This is a genomic window from Pantoea sp. BR_17, from assembly GCF_041955125.1.
Lineage (GTDB): Bacteria > Pseudomonadota > Gammaproteobacteria > Enterobacterales > Enterobacteriaceae > Pantoea > Pantoea stewartii.
Genome location: NZ_JAVAXT010000006.1, coordinates 127,419 through 149,100, shown reverse-complemented (window position 1 = coordinate 149,100; position 21,682 = coordinate 127,419). Strand labels below are relative to the sequence as shown.

The window sequence follows — 21,682 nt, the reverse complement described above, 5'->3', positions numbered from 1 at the left end:
GGATGTTGCATAAAGCAGGCCAGGTTTATCTGATAAACGTTCCTCTGGTATCAATGCCTTTAAAATCATAGCGATAATGTTGTGATGAAGCGCGTCGCTCGCCCGGGAAAGGTGAAACACATGATTCCTGATGGGGCAGTGAAGAAATTATTGGTTCATGAAATGACGATTAACGCCCTTTTTTGCACTGCGTTAGTGCGTAGTGATGTTTTTTCACCAGACAACTGTCCTCATGGCCAGCAGCCATTTTTCTGGCCGACTCTCAGCAAAAAGAAAATGTATATTTCATATTTAAAATTGATGAAACATATCCGGGCTGCTTAATGCCGTCAGGCCGAAAACCTTTTATCCCGCAAAGGCGTTAAACCGCCCTGAAGCGACAATGTCATGGGGAGCCCGATTACACCGTCAGCGATGACGAGCCAGAATGGCCGCCGCGAAGGCGTCAATCCTTTATGAAAAGAGAAATGCGATCTGTGCCGCTAAAAAGTAATTTTCCAAAAATATCTATTTGAAAAATTTATTCCATTGTAATAGTTTTCCAGCATGCTTTTGGCTTTTCCTGCCCAGCCAGCATGCCACTTCTGTGCTCTGCCCGCTGGAACCGTACATACCAAAGAGGCAACATCATGACTATCGTAGGAAACTTTATTGGCGGTCAAACCACATTCAGCGCCAGCAACGAAACCATTCCTGTGTTCGATCCGGCAACCGGCAAGGTTATCCGTGAGCTCACGCAAAGCAGCGCAGATGAAGTGGCTCAGGCGATTGATGTGGCACATGCGGCCTTTCCTGCCTGGTCAAAAACCTCCCCGCTGCGCCGCGCACGCATCATGTTCAATTTTAAAGCTCTGATGGAGCAGCACCGCGATGAACTGGCGGCGCTGATTGTGTCTGAGCATGGCAAAGTCTGGTCAGATGCGCTGGGTGAGCTGACGCGCGGTATCGAAGTCATCGAATTTGCCTGTGGTATTCCGCACCTGCTTAAAGGCGAGTATTCCCCGAATGTAGGCGGTGGCGTAGACAGTTACTCGCTGATGCAGCCGGTGGGCGTCGTGGCAGGGATTACGCCCTTCAACTTTCCGGCGATGGTGCCGTTGTGGATGTTCCCGATTGCGTTGGCCTGCGGTAACACCTTTATTCTCAAGCCGCCTGCGCTGGATCCGTCAGCGTCGGTGCGCATGGCCGAGCTGTTGAAGGAGGCGGGCCTGCCGGATGGCGTGTTTAATGTCGTGCACAGTTCCAATGACAATGCAGAACAGCTTTATAAAGATCCGCGTATTGCCGCCGTCAGCTTCGTTGGCTCATCCGGTGTGGCCGAGCATATTTACAAAACGGCCAGTGCGCACGGTAAGCGCGTTCAGGCTTTTGGCGCGGCAAAAAATCACGCCATCGTTATGCCAGACGCCGATTTGGACGCCACGGTAAACGCGATTATGGGCGGTGCGTTTGGCTCGGCGGGCGAGCGTTGCATGGCGCTGCCGGTTGTCGTTGCAGTGGGCAACGATACCGCCGATAAGCTCATTTCGCGCCTGACACCGCTGATCAACGCATTACGGGTTGGGCCGGGAATCCAGCAAGGCAGCGATGAAAATGAAATGGGGCCTGTGGTTTCTGCGGCACACCAGAAAAAGGTGCTGGGCTATATCGATCTGGGCGAGCAGGAAGGGGCGAAGCTGGTCGTTGATGGCCGCAACCACAAAGTCGCCGGTTTCGAAGAGGGCTACTATGTCGGCGGTACGCTGTTCGATAACGTTACCGCCAAGATGACCATCTGGCGTGAGGAAATTTTTGGTCCGGTGCTGAGCATTATGCGCGCGCCGGATTACGACAGTGCCCTGAAGCTGGTTAACAGCCACGAATTTGGTAACGGCAGCGCCATCTTTACCAGCAATGGCCATACCGCGCGGGAGTTTGTGCAGGATGTTGAGGCCGGAATGGTCGGCGTCAATGTGCCGGTGCCGGTGCCGATGGCCTTCCACAGTTTTGGGGGCTGGAAACGGTCAGTCTTTGGTGCGTTAAACGTGCACGGGCCAGACGGCGTGCGTTTTTACACCCGCATGAAAACCGCCACCGTGCGTTGGCCAGGCGGTCAGCAAACGGTGTCCGAATTCAGCATGCCAACGTTAGGCTAAATCACCTGCACCACTGACGCAGCGTTTCACACACAGGGGCGCGGGTTGTCAGGTGAAGGACCGCAAAACAGGAGGAGGCGAATGGCCTTACTTTCGAAGGTAAAACAGCCCGACAATAACGGCTGCATTCAGCAGGTGACGCCAGCGCGCGCCGGTTGGCGTTATGTCGGTTTTTCATCCTATCTGCTGAAAAAAGGGCAAACGCTCGACCTGAAAAGTGGCGACAGCGAACTTTGCCTGGTGCTGGTCGCGGGGCTGGCTTCCGTCACCACGCGCCACGCACGTTTCCCGAATATCGGCAAACGTCTGTCACCGTTTGAGCGCACGCCGCCTTATTCTGTGTATGTTCCTCATGATGATGACGTCAGGGTACAGGCTGAAAGCGATCTTGAGCTGGCGGTCTGCCAGGCACCCGGGCAGGGCGGCAAGCTGCCCGCTCGCCTGATTGCGCCGGAGGATGTTGGCGTTGAACGGCGGGGCAAAGGGCAAAATCAGCGCCTGGTGCATAATATTCTGCCGGACACTCAACCGGCAGAGAGCCTGCTGGTCGTGGAAGTGTATACCGATGAGGGCAATACCAGCTCTTACCCGAGCCACAAACACGATCAGGAAAACAGCGAACACGAAACCTATCTGGAAGAAACCTATTACCACCGTTTTCAACCCGAGCAGGGGTTTGCCATGCAGCGCGTTTATACTGACGACCGTTCGCTGGATGAGTGCATGGCAGTGTATAACCGTGATGTGGTCATGGTGCCGCGCGGCTATCATCCTGTGGCGACGCTGGCAGGCTACGACAATTACTACCTTAACGTCATGGCGGGGCCGGTACGTTTGTGGAAGTTCAGTTGGGAGCACGATCACGCCTGGGTTAACAGCGACAGTTATCCGCGACGTTAATCCGTGGCGAGAACTGACAAGGCAGCGCTATGCGCTGCCTTTTTTATTGCGTGATGATACCTGTAAGTTGACCAGAGAACGGTGTTCGGCGACAGACTCTGTCTGTTACCTGACGAGGCCGTCTCCGATTGACCGGCGCAGGCTACGCCGCCCTGTCAGGTGGCGCAATCGTCAGGATGCGGGGGGCGTCCGGGCATTGTTCAGTGCCAGGGAAACCGCCAGCGTCTGAGCCAGACAGAGTGACGCCACCTGAGAGCGGAAACCGTCAACCTGGGCTTCCCGCACCACAAAGCAAACGTCGCTGAACGCGGCCAGAGGGCTCACCTGGCTGTCCGTAATCGCAATCAGGCGGGCACCGCGCCTGGCGCCCAGCTCAACCACTTCTACCGCTTCGCGGGCGTAAGGCGAACAGCTGATAGCAATCACCACGTCTTTCGGATTCACCAGCGTCAGCTGTTCAGTGAACATGCCGCCTAACCCGTCAATCAGAAAGGCGCGGCGCTCCAGATGGCGCAGGGCGTAAACCAGATAGGAGGCGACACTGAACGAGCGACGCAGGCCGATAACATAGACGTTCTCGGCATCATTGAGTAACTGCACCGTTTTGTTCAACTGCTCCGGGCTCACCTGCATCGCCAGTTGCTGCAACGCCTGGCTGTTTACCATGGTGAAGACATTCAGAATTTCCGCCGGGCTTTCAGGCGCGTTCGCTGCGTCGTCTGCGGCGGTCTGGCGGAACAGGCGTGCCCGTTCGGTGTAGTTAACCGTCTCTTCCATCAGATGCTGACGAAAAATTTGTTTCATTTCGTTGAAGCCGCTAAAACCAAAGGCGTTGGCAAAGCGAATCAGGGTCGAAGGCGGCACATCGGCCTGCTGAGCAATAGACGCGACGGTATCAAAGGCGATGCTGTTACTGTTATCAAGAATATAACGAGCCACCTGCTTCAGACGCTTACTCAGCGTTTCATAACGGCGACGAATCTCGTCCTGCAGCAGTGAAAGTTGGGAAGGGTTATTGCTCATTACGTCGGCTCATGTGCGGAAAGCGTGGCTGGATAAGAATCGCTATGATACCAGATGGATGGAAAATTTCATTTGTTTGTTTTTCAGGCATAATTTATTTCATTGGTTTATGAAATGACTCACAGATTCGTCGTCAAACGGTGCGATCGGGCTGAAAAAAGGCTGCTCTGGGGCAGCCTTATGCATATCGTCCTGCGTCAGGGTGAATTTACAGCCCGGTGTGCTCGCGAATATATTTTCGTGCCTTCACCGCATACTCAAATGGATTCGCCAGCGCGGGATCCTGCTCTGCCTCCACCACCATCCAGCCTTGATAGCCGTAGTCATCAAGGATTTTAAACACGGGTTTAAAGTCGATCACGCCATCGCCCGGCACGGTAAAGGTGCCTTTTTTTACGCCGTCCAGGAAAGACAGATGCTGATCTCTGACCTCAGTGACGATGTCATCCCGCACATCTTTGAGGTGCACGTGGAAAATACGCGGCAAGTGGCTTTCCAGTACCGCCAGCATGACCTGCTGTGAGCCTTCGGAATAGTAGATATGGCCGGTGTCGTAAAGTAAGCCGACAGTATCGTTCGTCATGGCCATAAAACGGTCAATTTCTGCTGGCGTCTGGATAGCGGTGCCCATGTGATGGTGCAGGCAGACGCGCATGCCTTTACGGGCGGCGATCGCGGCCAGTTCGTTGTAGCCTTCCGCCGTGCGCTGCCATTCATCGTCGTTAAACACGGGCTTATCGTCCAGCACCGCCAGCGTCGTGCCTTGTATGCTCTTGCTTTGTTCAGAGCACCCAATCACCCGGGCGCCCATTTCGAAGAGGAAATTCATGTGCTCGGTGAATCCCTCAATCGTTTTCGCTTTGTCGCCCTGTGCAAAGAAGGTGCTGAACCAGGCGTTACAGATCTCAATACCGCGAATCTCCAGCATCGGTTTCAGAACCGCAGGATCGCGTGGGTATTTACTGCCGACTTCACTGCCGGTGAACCCGGCCAGCGCCATTTCACTGACCGTTTGCTGGAAGGTGTTTTCGCTGCCCAGTTCGGGCATATCATCATTCGTCCAGCCAATGGGCGCGATCGCCAGCTTAACCTTTTGATTGTTCATCAGTTACCTGCCTGAAGGCGAGAGGAGTCAGTTATAAAATGCCGGACGGGCGGGCATTTCAATGGGTTCGATCGCGCCGCTCTTCTGCGCTTTGATACAGGCGTCAGCAGCGACCGAGGCGGCAAAACCATCCCATGCGGAAGGACCGGTTAACTGGCCCGCTTTTACGTCGTTGATAAAGGCCTGTAGCTCAACGTCATATGCCTCAATAAAGCGATCTTTCCAGTCGACCAGAATGGTATTGGACAGTTTGGCGTCTTTACGTAACTGTACCGATGACGGCTCGGGCAGTCTGGCGATACCTTCCTCGCCCACGACTTCGCACTGAATATCGTAGCCGTAGGTACAGTTCACAAAGATCTCCACATCAATGCGAATCCCTTTTTGCGTTTCAAACAGAACGATTTGCGGGTCTTTCAGGTGTGGACGGGCTTTAGAACTGACGCGCGGGAACACCACCTGCACGGTTTTATAGTCGTCGCGGGTCAGCCAGCGCAGGACATCCAGCTCGTGGATCAGCGTATTGGTAATCGCCATTTCGGTGTTGTAGTTTTCCGGCACCGTCGGGTTGCGGTGCGCGCAATGCAGCATCAGCGGCTCACCGATATCACCATCGGTAATCACCTTTTTCAATGCCCGATAACCGGCATCGTAGGGGCGCATAAAGCCGACCTGTACGAGACGTTTGCCGTGTTTGATCTCGGCGTCCACGATACGACGACAGCCTTCAGCGCTCATCGCCAGCGGCTTCTCACAGAAGACCGGTTTGCCCGCCTCAATGGCAGCCAGCGTGAACGCTTCATGGGTCGGGTCCCAGGAGGTGACGAGCACGGCATCCACGTTGGGTGACTGAATGACTGCGAAGCCATCCTCGCATACGTCTGCATCACTGTTCAGACGTTGCAGCGCGGCTTTGGCGCCTTCCGCATTGATATCGGATACCGCAACCACTTTTGCCCCTTGTAAGACATTGTTGCAGCGCCGAATGTGCTCCTGACCAATCGCACCTGTTCCAATCACACCAAGTTTCAATGTCATAATTACACCTGTAGGGTTAAATCGGAGAGTAGAAACATGGGCCGTCAGACGGCCCGGAAATTAGTATTTACGGGCCTGAGCCAGATGCGTATTCAGCGTGTTCGCCACCTGTTGCGCGCGCGTCGAGTGGGCGGTTTGTGCCACACCAACGTGCCACCAGCTGAAGTAGTTGTGAATCATGGTCTTGGGCAGCACTTTGATATCAATCAGCGTGGAAACGCGCTGCGTTTTTGCGTCTTCCAGCGCGGCGGTAAGCTGCTCCAGCGTACTGACGCGATAGGTTTTGCAGCCATAACCGGCAGCAATGGCGGCAAAATCCACCGGAACCAGTCCGCCGTCGAGCTTGCCACCGTCCGGATTACGGAAACGGAACTCGGTAACAAAGCTGTCCATGCCGTGCCCCATTTGCAGGTTGTTAATGCAGCCATTGCTCATGTTATCCAGCAGGACCACATTGATTTTCGCCCCTTCCTGAAGGGAGGTCACCAGCTCGGAATGCAGCATCATGAACGAGCCATCGCCTGCCAAGGCATAAACCTCTCGCTCAGGCTGCGCCAGTTTGACGCCCAGTGCCGCATTCACTTCGTACCCCATGCAAGAGTAACCATATTCAAGGTGATAGCCGTTATAACCCCGCGTACGCCAGGCGCGTTGCAGGTCGCCGGGCAGGCTGCCCGCAGCGCCCACGATCACGGCATCGGCAGGCAGGTGCTGATTCAGCGTGCCCACTACGCTGCTTTGTGTCAGCAAAGACTGCGTAAGGCGGTTAAATTCGGCATAGACGGCTTTTCGGTCAAGGTGATCGGTAATCTCAGGCTCAAAGGCGGTATCGTTGGGCGTGATGTGATAAACGCGCTGTGTCTCGTCTTCCAGCTGCTGCCGGGCCAGGGCAATCTGATCGCCCCAGTCGTTGGCATAGTGCTGTGAAACCAGTCCATGACTGAGCGCCAGCAGTGCTTCACGTGCGTCGGCCAGCAGCTGCACGCCATCGAGCTTATAACTGTCAAAGTTGCTGACGTTGACATTCAGAAAGCTCACATCAGGATGCTGAAAGATCCATTTCGACGAGGTGGTGAAATCGGTGTAGCGCGTTCCAATGCCTATCACCAGATCGGCCTCTTTTGCCAGCAGGTTGGCCGCCAGACAGCCGGTTTCACCCACGCCGCCGACGTTGAGAGGATGATCAGATAATAAGGTACCTTTTCCCGCCTGGGTTTCAGCAAACGGAATCTGATAGCGTTCGGCAAATGCACGCAGTGCCTCGCCTGCGCCGGAATATTTCACGCCCCCGCCGCAGATAATTAATGGCTTACGTTTACGGATGATGAGCTTCAGCGCATCTTCGAGCTGGGCAACGGTGGGTTGACGCCGATCCAGACGATGAACGCGTTTCTGGAAGAAATAATCCGGATAATCCCAGGCTTCACCCTGAACATCCTGCGGTAAAGAGAGCGTGACGGCACCCGTTTCAGCCGGATCGGTCAGGACGCGCATGGCGTTAATACAGGCGCTCATCAGTTGCTCCGGACGGCTGACGCGGTCCCAGTATTTACTGACGGCACGAAAGGCGTCGTTGGTGCTGATACTCAGATCCCAGGGCTGCTCAATCTGCTGCAGGACCGGATCGGGCTGGCGGGTGGCAAAGACGTCGCCCGGCAGGAGCAGAAGAGGAATTCGGTTTGCGGTGGCAGTGGCGGCGGCCGTCAGCATATTGGCGGCGCCGGGCCCTACGGACGACGTACAGGCGATAATCTGGCGGCGCAAAGACTGTTTGGCAAAGCCCGTTGCGGCGTGGGCCATCCCTTGTTCATTACGCCCCTGATAGACCACCAGATCGCCGCTGTCCTGCTCCAGCGCTTGTCCCAGTCCCAACACATTGCCATGACCGAAAATGGCGAAAATGCCTTTTACAAACTTTGTCTCTGTGCCGTCTACGTCAATGTATTGATTATCGAGAAACTTAACTAATGCCTGTGCGGTAGTCAGTTTGATGGTGGCCATAAACCTTCCTCAACGTGCTGGCAGTAGCAGAGTCCGGCACCGCGCTAAAAAGGCGTGACGTAACGGAAAAGGCTACCTGAAGAACTGAAATGTCAGAGGATTATAAACAAATGCATTTTTCATAAAATACGATTACAGAAGAAATATTTCATTTTGCGAGGGGGATCAAATTTACCCTTGCTGACAGGGCAGCGGGAAGCTATGCCATAAGCGTAACTGGAATGTTTAGTGAGAGTTACAAAGTTTTCGAGATTTCATTTCATCACGCAGAAAGATGCTGCAAAACGGGCAGGAGCGTCATGGCCCTGTCGCACCGGGTCCGCGAGGTCCCGTCCGGCAACGCCTGACTGACGTGTCGGGCATAACAGATTTTTAACTGCTTCACATAATCGCAGTGTAAGTTTCATTTTGAATTGAGTTTGGAATATTTGTTCCTCATACTGCGTTTATCGTTAACCAGACACCTTCAGACCCCACGCACAACCTGTCCGCAGTGTCTGCTCATCACAGAAGGAAACCAGAAGCATGCAGAGAGAACAGAAGCGTCTTGATGTGATTTGTATCGGACGCATTGCCGTCGACTTCTATGGTCAGCAAATTGGCGCGCGGCTGGAAGACACCACGTCTTTCGCGAAATATCTGGGCGGGTCATCAGGCAATGTCGCATACGGTACGGCGATTCAGGGGCTGAAATCCGCCATGCTGGCTCGTGTAGGCGATGAACATAATGGCCGTTTTCTGCGGGAAAGTTTGCAGCGGGTCGGCTGCAATACAGAAGCACTTATCACGGACAAAAAGCGGCTGACCGCTCTGGTCATCCTGGGCATTAAAGATGAAGACACTTTTCCGCTGATTTTTTACCGCGACAACTGCGCCGATATGGCCCTGGTGCCAGACGACATTAATGAAGACTTTATCGCTTCTTCTCGCTCGGTTGCGGTAACCGGCACGCATTTGTCGCACCCGCAGACGCGAGCGGCCGTGCTGAAAGCGCTGGAGTATGCCCGTAAGCATGGTCTGCGTACCGCGCTGGACATCGACTATCGCCCGGTATTGTGGGGCCTGACTTCACTGGGGGACGGGGAAACCCGGTTTATTGCCTCCTCTGAAGTCACCGCGCAACTGCAGCAGGTTATGCATTATTTCGATCTCATTGTCGGCACGGAAGAAGAGTTTCATATCGCAGGCGGCAGCACCGATACGCTGACCGCGCTGAAAAACGTGCGCACGGTGAGCAACGCAACGCTGGTCTGTAAGCGAGGAGCAATGGGATGCGTGGTATTTGAAGGCGCGATTCCAGACAACTGGGCAGCGGTGAAACTGCACAGCGGCGTGCGTGTCGAGGTCCTGAATGTGCTGGGCGCAGGGGACGCGTTTATGTCCGGTCTGCTGCGCGGTTGGTTAAATGATGAAGGATGGGAACAGGCCTGCCGCTACGCAAACGCCTGTGGCGCGTTGGTGGTTTCGCGACACGGGTGCGCCCCTGCGATGCCCACCCGACAGGAGCTGGATGACTTTTTAAGCCGCGAACAGGACGTGAAACGCCCCGATCTGGATAGCCGTCTGACCCATCTGCACCGCGTCACGTCGCGTCAACACGCCTGGCCGGAACTGAATATTTTCGCTTTTGATCACCGCAAACAGCTGGTAGAGATGGCTACGGAGGCTGGCGCGGACGTTTCGCGCATTCCGCAGTTGAAACTTTTGCTATTGCAGGCTGCGGAGCAGGCCGTGCAGCAAGCCGGCATTGAAAGTAGAAGCGGCATTCTGGCGGACACGACCTTCGGTCAGAAAACGCTGAATGCGATTACGGGTAAGAACCGATGGATTGGCCGACCCATTGAACTACCGGGGTCGCGTCCGTTACGCCTGGAACATGGCAGCATTGGTTCCCAGTTGATCGGCTGGCCAGCGGAGCATGTGGTAAAATGCCTGGTGTTTTATCATCCTCACGACAGTGCCGAACTGCGCGAGGAGCAGGACGCGCTGTTGCTGGAAGTGTGGAAAAGCTGTAACCAGAGCGGTCATGAGTTACTGCTGGAAGTGATCCTGCCTGACAGCCAGCCAGACCACAATGAAGCGCATTTTCTGAAGATGCTGAACCACTTTTATGCGCTTGGCATCAAGCCTGACTGGTGGAAGCTCCCACCCCTGTCTCCGGCAAGCTGGCGTGACATAGGTGCCTTGATCGAACAGCAGGATCCTTACTGTCGTGGCATTTTATTACTGGGACTTGATGCGCCAGAAGCCACGCTTAAAGCGGGGTTTGCCGCGGCGGCGCAGGCCCCGTGGGTAAAAGGGTTTGCGGTGGGGCGCACAATCTTTGCACAGCCCTCGCGCCAGTGGTTGCAGGGTGAAATACGTGACGACGCACTGGTGGCGGCGGTAAAAGAGAACTACCTGCGGCTGATTGATTACTGGCGTCAGGCGCGCGAACAGTGTGTCTGAAGCAGAAGGGATGAGTGATAACTGAGCCATGCGGCAGAATGATCATTGCATGGCTCAGTATTAACGCGCGGTGGTGTGGTGTGCCCTTGCCGTTATTTCAGGGTAATGCTTTTCACCACGGTTTCAGCATCGCTTTGGGCCTGCTGTTGATTGTCCCCGGGCAGCGTAATCTGCATCGTCATCAGCTTACCATCGACTTTGGCCAGAACAACCGAGGACCAGGAGGTCTGGTTGTTTGCTGAGATGACGGTATCCAGCTGCTGTGCCGGCTCACCGCCCAGCGTGACCGCTTTATTGGAGACAACCTGAAGCTGGGGATCGCGATTACGCTGCTGTTGTTCCATGCGTTGCGCTAACACATCCAGGGTCTCATTCGTCGGCTCACCGGCAATGACGATAATCGCCCGCGCACCGCTTTCATCAGCATAAACGTGCATGTTGGTACTCTGAGAACCCAGTTTACCGCTCTTATCTGACAGGCCAGGTGGCAGGGTAAAACGTAATTTACCGTCCATCAGCGCCACGGTTTGTGCAGACTGACTGGCAGATGCGCCATTATCGTTTGCTGCTTCATCTTTCTTTTGATCGCAGGCGGCAAGGCCGAGTACCAGCAAACCAATTCCCGCATATTTCACTAAATTACGCATCAGAATCCCTTTTTAACATTCCACGAAGGCGTTTATACAACAGGAATCAGGTTGCAAACGCAACCTAAGTATTGTCAGGAGATTTTAGCGGATTGTCAGGAAAGGCTGTATTGCCGGTTAGCCGAAATGTATCTGCGGCTGGGCCTGGCGTTCGGCCAGGCGTTTGAGCGCAGCGTTGAGTAAAACACCATAGGCAGGCAAAAAGAAAATTATACAAATCAGCACTTTGAAACTGTAATCGACCAGAGCGATTTCTACCCAGTGCTGTGCCATAAACGGATCGGAGCTTTTGTAGAAGGCAATGAAAAAGAAGGCCAGCGTATCGCTGATGTTGCCTAAAAACATGGCACAGCCTGGCGCCACCCACCACTGCGGCAAGCGACGCAGGCGGTTGAAAACGTGCACATCCAGAATCTGGCCCAATGCGTAAGCCATAAAGCTGGCGCAGGCGATACGGGCGACAAACAGGTTTACCTGTTGCAGCGCCTGCCAGCCTTGCCATTCGCCCTGGTAAAACAGGCTGGAAATCGCGTAAGAGATAAACAGGGCCGGCACCATCACCGCCAGAATAATGCGGCGTGCAAGCGGCGCACCAAAGATGCGCACGGTCAGATCAGTGGCCAGGAAAATAAACGGAAAGCTAAAGGCGCCCCAGGTGGTATGAAAACCGAAAAGGGAAACAGGCAACTGCACCAGATAATTGCTGGAAGTGATCACCAGCAGATGAAACAGGGACAACCAGACGAGCGCATGAGCGCGCTGACGCGGGGTAAATGCGAGCATAGTAAGCCTTTTTAGTGGTGGGGTGAGGGAACCCAGTGCAGGCAACTGAACATTCAGTGCGCTGCAGTTTTATGAACAAAAAACGGCCGCATCTTACCCTGTTGTGCTATTAATGCAATGGCTAATTTTAACGCAATCGTTACCGCCTTGCGTCAAAGGGCGGACGCGCTAGAATAAGCGCCCGTTAACTGAAATCGAGACCGTCATGAGTGATGCATTTTCTTCCGCCGACCATCAACTGGATGCTCAGGGCCTGCGTTGTCCCGAGCCGGTCATGATGGTACGTAAAACGGTGCGCGGCATGCAGGACGGTGAAACGCTGCTGATTATCGCGGACGATCCGGCAACCACGCGGGATATCCCCGGTTTTTGCCGGTTTATGGAGCATCAACTACTGGCCGAACAAACCGACACGCTGCCTTACCAGTTTTTGATTCAGAAAGGGATGGGAGAATAACGGCGGCAGTGAGCCGCCGTCAGGTTATGCATCCCGCGTGCGCAACAGCCGCAACGCGTTTGCCGTGACCAGTGCGGTGGCACCGGAATCAGCCAGCACCGCCAGCCACAATCCCGTTAACCCCGCCAGCGTCGTCACCAGGAACAGAGCCTTCAGCCCCAGCGCAATACCAATATTCTGACGGATAATCGCCCGGGTGCGGCGCGCCAGAGCAATCATCGGGGCCAGGTTGCTGAGCTGATTGCGCGTCAGGGCGGCATCCGCCGTTTCCAGCGCGACATCCGTCCCACTGCCCATCGCAATACCCAGCGTGGCGGCCTTCATGGCTGGCGCATCGTTGATACCGTCGCCCACCATCGCCACCACCTGCTGCTCACTGAGCTGACGAACCGCCTCCACCTTACCGGCTGGCAACAGGCTGGCATGCCAGGCGATGCCTAAAGGTTGGGCGACGACAGCGGCCGCCCGCGGGTTATCACCTGTCAGCATGAGGCTGTTGATGCCAAGCGCTTTTAAGGCCTGCAAGGCGGCGGGGGTTTCGCTGCGCAGCTTGTCCCGTAAGGCCAGCGCCCCCAGCACCTCGCCATTACGCAGCACTATCACAAGGGTTTCGCCCTGGGCTTCCTGCTCATGCACCATTGCCTGGTGCGCCGGGCTCAGGCTGCTGACGTACGACGGTGCCAGCAACGTTATACGCTGGCCGTCCACTTCAGCCTGAATACCGCTTCCCGCCAGTGCCTGCTGTTGAGTGGCAGACGGAAGCGGCAGTGCCCTGGACTGTGCGGCTGCCACAATCGCCGTTGCCAGTGGATGGGTAGAACCTTGTTCCACCGCGGCACCTAATTGCAGAATCGCGTCTTCGTTAGCCTCGCCGAACGGCAAAATTCGCGTCAACTGCGGCCGGCCTTCTGTCAGCGTACCCGTTTTATCGAACGCGATCGTCTGCACTGTGCTCAGCCGTTCCAGGGCCGCGCCTCCTTTAATCAGCGCACCACGGCGGGCGGCGGCGGCCAGTCCGGACGTGATGGCGGCGGGCGTGGAGATCACCAGCGCACAGGGACAGCCGATCAACAGCAGCGTCAGGCCTTTATAAACCCAGGGCAGCCAGGCACCCGCGCCAAACAGGGGCGGGAGCACCATCACCAGCAGGGCCAGCAGCATGATGGCTGGCGTGTAAATCCGGCTAAAGTTATCGATAAAACGTTCTACCGGAGCACGATGACTTTCGGCTTCCTCAATCAACTGCAAAATGCGGTCAATGGCACTTTCGCCAGGCCTGGAAACCACCTCCAGTTCCACCAGACGATCAACGCTGGTCGCACCCGCCAGTATTTTTTCGCCACGCTGACGCAGCACCGGTACCGACTCGCCCGTCAGCGCGCTCTCATCGAAACTGGCGCTTTCCGCCAGTAAGCAGCCGTCGACCGGCAAACGGCCACCGGCGGCGATTACGATCCGGTCGCCAGGCTGCAACGCGGACAGGGGCACCTCACTACGGGTGCCATTTTGCAGGCGCACAGCGAACTCGGGACGCAGCGCCATCAGCTGGCTTACCCCACTGCGCGCGCGGGTTGCGGCATAGGCTTCCAGTTTTTCGCCCAACAGGAACAGCAGCAGAACCATGGCGGCTTCCGCATGCGCACCAATTAATAACGCACCTGCCGACGCCAGGGTCATCAGAGTTTCAATGGTAAAGGCAGAGCCGGTTCGCAGACGTTGCCACGACTTACGCGCGACCGGCACCAGCCCGACCAGCGTCGTCAGAATAAATAACCGGTCGCCCCAAACGGCATTCACCTGCGTAAGCGCAGCGCTGGCTACCATGAGCGCAGCAAGCAGTAAAAGCGGGAAACGGGCACGCCAGGGCGATGGCGCAGGCGCAGAAACAGAGGTTGAGGAGAGATGAAAACCTGCTTTTATCACGGCGTCTTCTATTGCAGACTGAACCGGGGCACGGGCATTAACGACAAGTTTTTCACTGGAAAAGACGACGCGGACCTGCAGGACGTCAGGGAGTTGGCGAACGGCGGTTTCGATTGCGCGGGCACAACTGGGGCAGTCCATACCGCTAACCTGCCAGCTGAACTGAAAAGCATCAGAGGATCGTCGTCGGTCACCTTCGTCACTGGCTTCGCCGGCAGACGCGGCAGAGCAGCTACAGTCGCCGCCGCAGCTGGTGCTCTCTGTCGTTTCAGGAGAGGCCGCAGTAATGGATAAGGTGCCCGGACGAACAGGGCGAATGGCACAAAGTGGTTTTGCGGCTCGATGAGTATTGCGTGGCTTACCGCAGCCACAAGCATGATGTTGATGCATATAACCTCCGGAAGACGTGGGCGACGTGCCCACGGCTTATCTTACACCCAGAGGTTTAACCCAACGCCAGCATTATTGTGCCTTTTTTCAGTAGATCCACAGGGAGCGGACGATCATAAAGTGACCGGCAAAGTAGCAGGCCGCGACAATCGCGCTGTCGGCGCTGAAACGGCGGCGATAATGACTGATAAACCACACGATATTGGCCAGCAGCAGCAGGGCAGAGCCAACCAGAATTGAGAAGCTGTAATCGCTGGGGCGGAAGACATATTGTTCAGTAGCCATCCAGTTCATGACCAGCGTCATGCCGATCAGCGTACAGACGGGCCAGCGCAGCGTTTCCAGCTTACTCCACAGCACACCAATCACAACCACCCCGATGATCAGAAACGTTAGTGGGATGGGCCAGTAAAATGTCATCGTCATATTGGCCGCAAAACACAGCGTGTACAGCAGATGCGACAGGAAAAACGCGCCCAGCGCATAAAGCATTTGTTGCCGCGGGAGCAGCGTCAGCGTGTCGCCGATGAGCGTGGCGACTAACCCAGCCACAATCAGGTAATCAGATGTATTGCGTGTGGGGGCCTGCCAGGCCAGACCGACTAACAGGAGCAACGTAACAGGTTTAAATAACCAGCGTTGCCATTGCGGGCCCCGGTAAGAGGCATCAACGTACAGCCAGCCGGAGAAAAGTACAGCGAGAAAGGACCAGAGCATTGCTTCTCCCTTTTTACCAAAATGGTGACAGTTCCTGAAACACTCCTGTCAGTCTAGGTTATGCCAGCGCGATGTGACAATCGGTCAACTCTGGTTGTATGCTTTATCGCGCAATGCAAGACGATCTGAGACCGGATAAACGCTGAGGAAAGATGAAACCACCGCTACTTTTTATTATCGTCGTGGCCATTATTGCCGTACTCGCGACACGCCAGTTCATCAAACAGCGGCGCGAGGCAGCCGTCAACGATGCCTCGCCGGTACGCACCGTCGCGGTTGAGGTCAAAACCAAGCGTGAGTTTTCGGTATCCAGTCGCCGCTCACGTGAGCGCGAAGTGATCGCCGGAGACGAAATGCGCTATGAGGCCTGGTTTCATCCGCTCAATGGCGAAAGCGATATTAAGATGCGCGTTAATGAAAGCGACTACCATCTGATGGACAAGGGCACGAAAGGCGAGCTGACACTTCAGGGCACGCGTTTTATCCGCTTCACGCCTGCCGAAAACTGACGGCGAGCGTGATGCCCGCCGTTATCCTTTATTTACGTGGGAAATTTTTTTTCTGCCACGCAACCAGTTCGAACACGCCAAACAAAAAGACTTTGATCTGGGTAGCGCGATCGAGCGGTGGTGCATCTTTGCCCTGCGTCGTGCGCAGCAGGACTAACTGCAGGCCGTGCATCAGGATCATAAATATCAAGGCCACATTGATGAACCAGGTCAGGGGCTTCGGATACGGATGAATCAGGTTAAACAGTAAAAAACCCCATACGCACAGCATCAGCAGGCGTCCTAAATTAAGTAACATCATGCGTCTCCTGTTGGCGCTGATATAAACGATAGGCCACCTGGCCCGCAATTTTTTCGCGATGTAAATCCCAGTGAACCGGCACCGGCGGTGGGCCGTTTTCAACTTCGCTTTCAACGTAGACGAGTGCATCCGCTGTCAGCCAGTTATTTTTTTCCAGCAGTTGCAGGGTTTGCTCCAGCAAACCCTGCCGAAACGGAGGATCGACAAACACGATACCAAAGGGATGGCCGTCCTGCGCCAGCCAGCTCAGAGTGTTGGTTTGTACAACGTTGCCGTTTGAGGCCTGCAATGTCTGAAGGTTTTTGCTCAGCTGTTGCGCCACCGGGCGCTCCAGCTCAAGCAGCGTTGCCGACGCGGCATAGCGTGAGAGCGCTTCCAGCCCCAGTGCGCCACTTCCGGCAAAGCAATCCAGGCAGTCAGCCTGCTGCAGGTGGGGTGCCAGCCAGTTAAACAGGGTTTCTCGCACCCTGTCGGTGGTGGGACGAAGACCCGCGCTGTCTGGCACCGGTAATTTGCGGCCGCGCCACTGTCCGCCAATAATGCGGATTTGGCCCGCACCACCTGTTTTACGGGGAGGTTTTATCATCTTGCTCACAAATCGTCATAATTTGTTGCGTAGTTTAACGGGCGAAACGATGAGAAGAAACGTTAAAAAAGGGTGCTGTGGTGAGCCGCCAGGAAAGTGTTAGACTACGACGCTGCTGATGTTATGCATAATTCTGCGGTTTAACGCCACTTTGGCGTTTATCACCAATACTGTTTTTAACCCTGGGAACATTGTGCTACCGGGATGAAGCCATCGAGGAGTGTGGTTACACAATGGCAAAAGAGAAGAAACGAGGCTTTTTTTCCTGGCTGGGATTTGGCAAAGAAGAAGAGAAACAACCCTTAACGGATGCGCAGACGGCACAACCGGAAGCCCAGCAGCCAGAACAGGAAGCCCCGGCACGCAGTCAGGCGGAAACCGCTGAACAGGAACGCGGTGCCGCACCTGAAAACCGTGTTGAACAGCAACAGGAAAGTGATGCAGCTACGTCTGAAGACGTACCGGTTACCGCCCGTGTAGCCGGGCCTGAAACGGCGGTTGATCCGCATACCGGTATGATCACGCCCGTTGAGCCTGCCGATGACGTCAACGATGAGGAACTGACCGCGCTGCCGTCAGCGGAGGTTGAGCTTGCCTCATCCGCGCCTGAACAGGCACCTGTGGCGGACGATGCGCCGCTGAGCGACGATGAGCTGGCCGCGCTGGCGCTGGCGGATGCCGACGTGACAGATATCGCGCCGCACGACGCTGCCATCGCTGAAACTGAACAGGCGGACGATGCGCCGCTGAGCGACGATGAACTGGCCGCGCTGGCGCTGGCGGATGCCGACGTGACAGATATCGCGCCGCACGACGCTGCCATCGCTGAAACTGAACAGGCGGACGATGCGCCGTTGAGTGACGAAGAACTGGCTGCACTGGCGCTGGGAGACGCGGATGTCGTTAACGTTGAAACTGTCGGGCACGATGCCGGGGCGACAGCGCCAGACGACACGGTCAGCGATCTTCCGTTAGCCGCCGCACCGCTGGTAGCGCACGAGCAGGAACAGGAGCGCCCCACCAAAGAGGGATTCTTTGCCCGCCTGAAGCGCAGCCTGGTGAAGACCCGCCAGAACCTGGGCTCGGGTTTTATCAGCCTGTTCCGTGGCAAGAAAATCGACGATGACCTGTTCGAAGAACTGGAAGAACAACTGCTGATTGCCGACGTGGGCGTGGAAACGACGCGGCGCATTATTACCAGCCTGACGCAGCATGCTGACCGTAAGCAACTGCGCGATGCGGAAGCGCTTTATGGCCTGCTGAAAAGCGAAATGGCGGCGATCCTGGCGAAAGTCGATGAACCGCTGAATGTCGAAGGTAAAACCCCGTTTGTCATCTTAATGGTCGGCGTGAACGGCGTGGGTAAAACCACCACCATCGGCAAGCTGGCACGTCAGTATCAGGCAGAAGGTAAATCTGTGATGCTGGCGGCGGGCGATACGTTCCGTGCGGCAGCTGTTGAACAGCTTCAGGTCTGGGGCCAGCGCAACAACATTCCCGTTGTCGCGCAGCATACCGGCGCGGATTCTGCCTCGGTGATTTTCGATGCCATCCAGGCGGCCAAATCACGTGGCGTTGACGTGTTGATCGCGGATACCGCAGGGCGCTTGCAAAATAAATCGCACCTGATGGAAGAGCTGAAGAAAATTACCCGTGTGATGAAGAAGCTGGATGAGCAGGCACCACATGAAGTCATGCTGACCCTGGATGCCAGTACCGGGCAAAATGCCATCAGCCAGGCCAAACTGTTCCATGAAGCGGTAGGGCTGAGCGGCATTACACTGACTAAACTGGATGGGACAGCCAAAGGTGGCGTGATTTTCTCGGTCGCCGATCAGTTTGGCATCCCTATCCGTTATATCGGTGTCGGAGAAGGCATCGACGATTTACGGCCCTTCAAGGCCGAGGATTTTATTGAGGCACTGTTTGCCCGAGAGGACTAATTAGGATGATTCGCTTTGAAGAGGTCAGTAAGGCATATCTCGGCGGACGTCAGGCGCTGCAGGGCGTAGATTTTAATCTGCGTCCTGGCGAAATGGCGTTTTTGACCGGCCACTCCGGGGCAGGTAAGAGTACGTTGCTGAAGCTGATTTGTGGCATTGAGCGCCCCAGCGCCGGGCAAATCTGGTTTAGCGGACACGATATTTCGCGCCTACGTAACAGCGAAGTGCCGTTCCTGCGTCGTCAGATCGGGATGATCTTTCAGGATCACCATCTGCTGATGGATCGTAGCGTTTATGACAATGTGGCCATCCCGTTGATCATCTCCGGTGCCAGCGGCGAGGATATCCGTCGTCGTGTTTCGGCGGCGCTCGATAAAGTGGGCCTGCTCGACAAAGCGAAAAGTTTTCCTATTCAGCTCTCCGGCGGTGAACAGCAACGTGTCGGTATTGCCCGTGCCGTCGTGAATAAGCCCGCCGTTCTGCTGGCTGACGAACCAACGGGTAACCTGGATGAGGCGCTGTCAGAAGACATCCTGCGGCTGTTTGAAGAATTTAACCGCGTAGGTGTGACCGTTTTGATGGCGACGCATGATGTTGCCCTTATTGGTCGCCGCAATTATCGGGTAATGACGCTGAATAAAGGACGCCTGCACGGAGGCCACGATGGTCAATAAACGCAACAAACGCGCGGCAGCCCCGAAGGCGAAGCAACCGTCAAAGAGTAAAGCGTTACGCGGTGGCTGGCAGGAACAGTGGCGCTACGCGCTACGCGGTACGCTGTCAGATATGTGGCGTCAGCCGCTGGCGACGTTGCTGACAGTGATGGTGATTGCGATTTCCCTGACGCTGCCCAGCGTCTGCTATATGGTGTGGAAAAACGTCAGTCAGGCGGCTTCGCAGTGGTATCCCGCGCCGCAGCTGACGGTGTATCTCTCAAAAACGCTGGATGATACGGCTGCTGAGAATGTGACCGCGCAACTGAAACAGGTTGAGGGCGTGGATCACGTTAACTATCTGACGCGTGAAGAAGCCCTGAATGAATTCCGCAACTGGTCAGGCTTCGGCGGCGCGATGGACATGCTGGAACAGAATCCGCTGCCTGCTGTCGTTATCATTACGCCAAAGCTCAACTTCCAGAATTCGGACACCATGCAAACGTTACGCGACAGAGTGGCGAAAGTGCAGGGCGTCGATGAGGTACGGATGGATGACAGCTGGTTCGCCCGTCTGGCGGCGCTGACCGGCCTGGTCGGTCAAATTGCGTCGATGATCGGTATCCTGATGATCGTGGCGGTCTTCCTCGTGATTGGTAACAGCGTCAGGCTGAGTATTTTTGCCCGCCGCGATACGATCAACGTTCAGAAGCTGATCGGGGCAACGGATGGATTTATCCTGCGGCCGTTCCTGTATGGTGGCGCATTACTGGGGTTCAGTGGCGCGGTACTTTCCCTGATCCTGTCTGAAGTGCTGGTGCTGCGCCTGCAGTCTGTTGTGGCTCAGGTGGCGTCGGTATTTGGCACCACCTTCTCTCTGGAAGGGTTTTCCTGGGATGAGGCGTTACTGCTGTTGCTCATCGCCGCCATTATCGGCTGGATTGCCGCCTGGCTGGCAACCGTACAACATTTACGTCGATTTACGCCCCAGTAAAGCGCTGCAACATTTTTTTGTTATAATCATCCTCTGCTGCCGACAGTGGGCGCAGAGGATGTTGCCCTGCTGTCATCTGTGTGTAAAATATTCACTGCTATAATTGAACTTGTGGATAACTTTGTTTTCTAAGTAGCACAGATTGCTTTTGGTTTTCCTGCGACGTTGACATAATGTGACGTGCGCTTATGGAAAGATGCGGCAATTCCACTGATTTTGTGAGGGTTTGAATGACCAAAGAAATGCAAACTTTAGCTATTGCTCCTCTGGGCAACCTGGAATCTTACGTTCGGGCTGCCAACACCTGGCCGATGCTGTCGGCAGAAGAGGAAAAAGCGTTGGCTGAACGGCTGCATTACCAGGGCGATCTGGATGCGGCAAAGACGCTGATCCTGTCTCACCTACGCTTTGTTGTTCATATCGCTCGTAACTATTCTGGCTATGGCCTGCCTCAGGCTGACCTGATCCAGGAAGGTAACATTGGCTTGATGAAAGCCGTTCGTCGCTTCAATCCTGAAGTGGGTGTTCGTCTGGTGTCCTTTGCCGTTCACTGGATCAAAGCAGAAATTCACGAATATGTGCTGCGTAACTGGCGCATCGTGAAAGTGGCGACCACTAAGGCACAGCGCAAGCTGTTCTTTAACCTGCGTAAAACCAAGCAGCGTCTGGGCTGGTTTAACCAGGATGAAGTCGAGATGGTGGCGCGTGAGCTGGGCGTGAGCAGCAAAGATGTGCGAGAAATGGAATCGCGCATGGCGGCTCAGGATATGACCTTCGATATGTCCGCTGACGATGAAAGCGGCGAAGGAAAATCCATGGCGCCGGTGCTGTATCTCCAGGATAAAACCTCTGACTTTGCGGACGGCATCGAAGAGGACAACTGGGAATCGCATGCAGCCGATAAGCTGACTTATGCAATGGAAGGGCTGGACGAGCGCAGCCAGCATATCATCCGTGCCCGCTGGCTGGACGAAGACAACAAAACCACCCTGCAGGAACTGGCCGATCAATACGGTGTTTCTGCTGAGCGTGTCCGACAGCTTGAGAAGAACGCGATGAAAAAACTCCGAATGGCTATCGAAGCCTGACGAGACAGGGCGACCTCAGGTCGCCCTTTTTATTGCCCGCG

At 55.3% G+C, this 21,682-nt stretch carries 20 protein-coding genes; 10 read left to right on the top strand and 10 right to left on the bottom strand.

Features of this window, described 5'->3' with window-relative positions:
• The first annotated feature begins 120 nt into the window (after positions 1-120).
• From RAC60_RS11655 to iolB, 3 genes are all read left to right on the top strand, one after another.
• Positions 121-324, top strand: coding sequence for a hypothetical protein (locus RAC60_RS11655; RefSeq protein WP_047694971.1), 204 nt, complete (start codon positions 121-123; stop codon positions 322-324).
• A 305-nt stretch (positions 325-629) separates the two neighbouring features.
• The gene (locus RAC60_RS11650) at positions 630-2,135 is read left to right on the top strand and encodes a CoA-acylating methylmalonate-semialdehyde dehydrogenase (RefSeq protein ID WP_375093766.1); all 1,506 of its coding nucleotides are present in this window, start codon (positions 630-632) and stop codon (positions 2,133-2,135) included.
• An 81-nt stretch (positions 2,136-2,216) separates the two neighbouring features.
• The gene (gene iolB / locus RAC60_RS11645) at positions 2,217-3,035 is read left to right on the top strand and encodes a 5-deoxy-glucuronate isomerase (RefSeq protein WP_033738235.1); all 819 of its coding nucleotides are present in this window, start codon (positions 2,217-2,219) and stop codon (positions 3,033-3,035) included.
• Between the two features lie 171 nt (positions 3,036-3,206).
• On the opposite strand, the gene RAC60_RS11640 is transcribed toward iolB, so the two are convergent.
• The 4 genes from RAC60_RS11640 to iolD all read right to left on the bottom strand — a co-directional run bounded on the left by RAC60_RS11640 (position 3,207) and on the right by iolD (position 8,202).
• Positions 3,207-4,058 (bottom strand): MurR/RpiR family transcriptional regulator, encoded by an 852-nt coding sequence (locus tag RAC60_RS11640; RefSeq protein WP_006121069.1) that lies wholly within the window; start codon positions 4,056-4,058, stop codon positions 3,207-3,209.
• Positions 4,059-4,266: 208 nt separating this feature from the next.
• Positions 4,267-5,163 carry a myo-inosose-2 dehydratase gene (gene iolE / locus RAC60_RS11635; RefSeq protein ID WP_205950849.1) on the bottom strand — a complete coding sequence of 299 codons (897 nt, stop codon included), beginning with the start codon at positions 5,161-5,163 and terminating at the stop codon, positions 4,267-4,269.
• A gap of 27 nt (positions 5,164-5,190) precedes the next feature.
• The gene (locus RAC60_RS11630) at positions 5,191-6,201 is read right to left on the bottom strand and encodes a Gfo/Idh/MocA family protein (protein WP_033738232.1); all 1,011 of its coding nucleotides are present in this window, start codon (positions 6,199-6,201) and stop codon (positions 5,191-5,193) included.
• A gap of 60 nt (positions 6,202-6,261) precedes the next feature.
• Complete coding sequence (iolD, locus tag RAC60_RS11625) at positions 6,262-8,202, bottom strand: 3D-(3,5/4)-trihydroxycyclohexane-1,2-dione acylhydrolase (decyclizing) (RefSeq protein ID WP_375093763.1); 1,941 nt, start codon at positions 8,200-8,202, stop codon at positions 6,262-6,264.
• A gap of 525 nt (positions 8,203-8,727) precedes the next feature.
• On the opposite strand from iolD, the gene iolC reads away from it, so the two are divergent.
• Entirely contained in the window at positions 8,728-10,650 is a 1,923-nt protein-coding gene (iolC, locus tag RAC60_RS11620; protein ID WP_054686861.1) for a 5-dehydro-2-deoxygluconokinase, read from the top strand.
• 92 nt (positions 10,651-10,742) lie between these two features.
• Here iolC and RAC60_RS11615 read toward each other — a convergent pair whose 3' ends face one another.
• Both RAC60_RS11615 and RAC60_RS11610 read right to left on the bottom strand, forming a co-directional pair.
• Complete coding sequence (locus tag RAC60_RS11615; protein ID WP_375093762.1) at positions 10,743-11,297, bottom strand: DcrB family lipoprotein; 555 nt, start codon at positions 11,295-11,297, stop codon at positions 10,743-10,745.
• A gap of 117 nt (positions 11,298-11,414) precedes the next feature.
• On the bottom strand, positions 11,415-12,080 hold the full coding sequence (locus RAC60_RS11610; RefSeq protein ID WP_054686865.1) for a 7-cyano-7-deazaguanine/7-aminomethyl-7-deazaguanine transporter: 666 nt from the start codon (positions 12,078-12,080) through the stop codon (positions 11,415-11,417).
• Positions 12,081-12,285: 205 nt separating this feature from the next.
• On the opposite strand from RAC60_RS11610, the gene tusA reads away from it, so the two are divergent.
• Positions 12,286-12,537, top strand: a complete 252-nt coding sequence (gene tusA / locus RAC60_RS11605) for a sulfurtransferase TusA (protein WP_006121061.1) — start codon at positions 12,286-12,288, stop codon at positions 12,535-12,537.
• Between the two features lie 24 nt (positions 12,538-12,561).
• On the opposite strand, the gene RAC60_RS11600 is transcribed toward tusA, so the two are convergent.
• Together RAC60_RS11600 and RAC60_RS11595 are read right to left on the bottom strand one after the other, a co-directional pair.
• Positions 12,562-14,850, bottom strand: a complete 2,289-nt coding sequence (locus RAC60_RS11600) for a zinc/cadmium/mercury/lead-transporting ATPase (RefSeq protein WP_054686866.1) — start codon at positions 14,848-14,850, stop codon at positions 12,562-12,564.
• A gap of 87 nt (positions 14,851-14,937) precedes the next feature.
• Positions 14,938-15,567 carry a lysoplasmalogenase gene (locus RAC60_RS11595; protein WP_033738214.1) on the bottom strand — a complete coding sequence of 210 codons (630 nt, stop codon included), beginning with the start codon at positions 15,565-15,567 and terminating at the stop codon, positions 14,938-14,940.
• Between the two features lie 152 nt (positions 15,568-15,719).
• On the opposite strand from RAC60_RS11595, the gene RAC60_RS11590 reads away from it, so the two are divergent.
• Entirely contained in the window at positions 15,720-16,076 is a 357-nt protein-coding gene (locus RAC60_RS11590) for a DUF2500 domain-containing protein (RefSeq protein WP_006121058.1), read from the top strand.
• Positions 16,077-16,104: 28 nt separating this feature from the next.
• Here RAC60_RS11590 and RAC60_RS11585 read toward each other — a convergent pair whose 3' ends face one another.
• On the bottom strand, positions 16,105-16,374 hold the full coding sequence (locus tag RAC60_RS11585) for a DUF1145 family protein (protein WP_006121057.1): 270 nt from the start codon (positions 16,372-16,374) through the stop codon (positions 16,105-16,107).
• Positions 16,364-16,963: a 16S rRNA (guanine(966)-N(2))-methyltransferase gene (gene rsmD, locus RAC60_RS11580; protein ID WP_033738212.1), complete on the bottom strand. Its 600-nt coding sequence runs from the start codon at positions 16,961-16,963 to the stop codon at positions 16,364-16,366. Before rsmD ends, RAC60_RS11585 begins: the two co-directional genes overlap by 11 nt.
• Before the next feature lie 233 nt (positions 16,964-17,196).
• Here rsmD and ftsY point away from each other — a divergent pair, with 233 nt between their 5' ends.
• The 4 genes from ftsY (at position 17,197) to rpoH (ending at position 21,641) form a co-directional block, all read left to right on the top strand.
• On the top strand, positions 17,197-18,906 hold the full coding sequence (gene ftsY / locus RAC60_RS11575) for a signal recognition particle-docking protein FtsY (protein ID WP_054686868.1): 1,710 nt from the start codon (positions 17,197-17,199) through the stop codon (positions 18,904-18,906).
• 5 nt (positions 18,907-18,911) lie between these two features.
• Complete coding sequence (gene ftsE, locus RAC60_RS11570) at positions 18,912-19,580, top strand: cell division ATP-binding protein FtsE (protein WP_006121054.1); 669 nt, start codon at positions 18,912-18,914, stop codon at positions 19,578-19,580.
• The gene (gene ftsX, locus RAC60_RS11565; protein WP_033738206.1) at positions 19,570-20,553 is read left to right on the top strand and encodes a permease-like cell division protein FtsX; all 984 of its coding nucleotides are present in this window, start codon (positions 19,570-19,572) and stop codon (positions 20,551-20,553) included. Before ftsE ends, ftsX begins: the two co-directional genes overlap by 11 nt.
• Before the next feature lie 230 nt (positions 20,554-20,783).
• On the top strand, positions 20,784-21,641 hold the full coding sequence (gene rpoH / locus RAC60_RS11560) for an RNA polymerase sigma factor RpoH (RefSeq protein ID WP_006121051.1): 858 nt from the start codon (positions 20,784-20,786) through the stop codon (positions 21,639-21,641).
• Positions 21,642-21,682 lie beyond the last annotated feature (41 nt).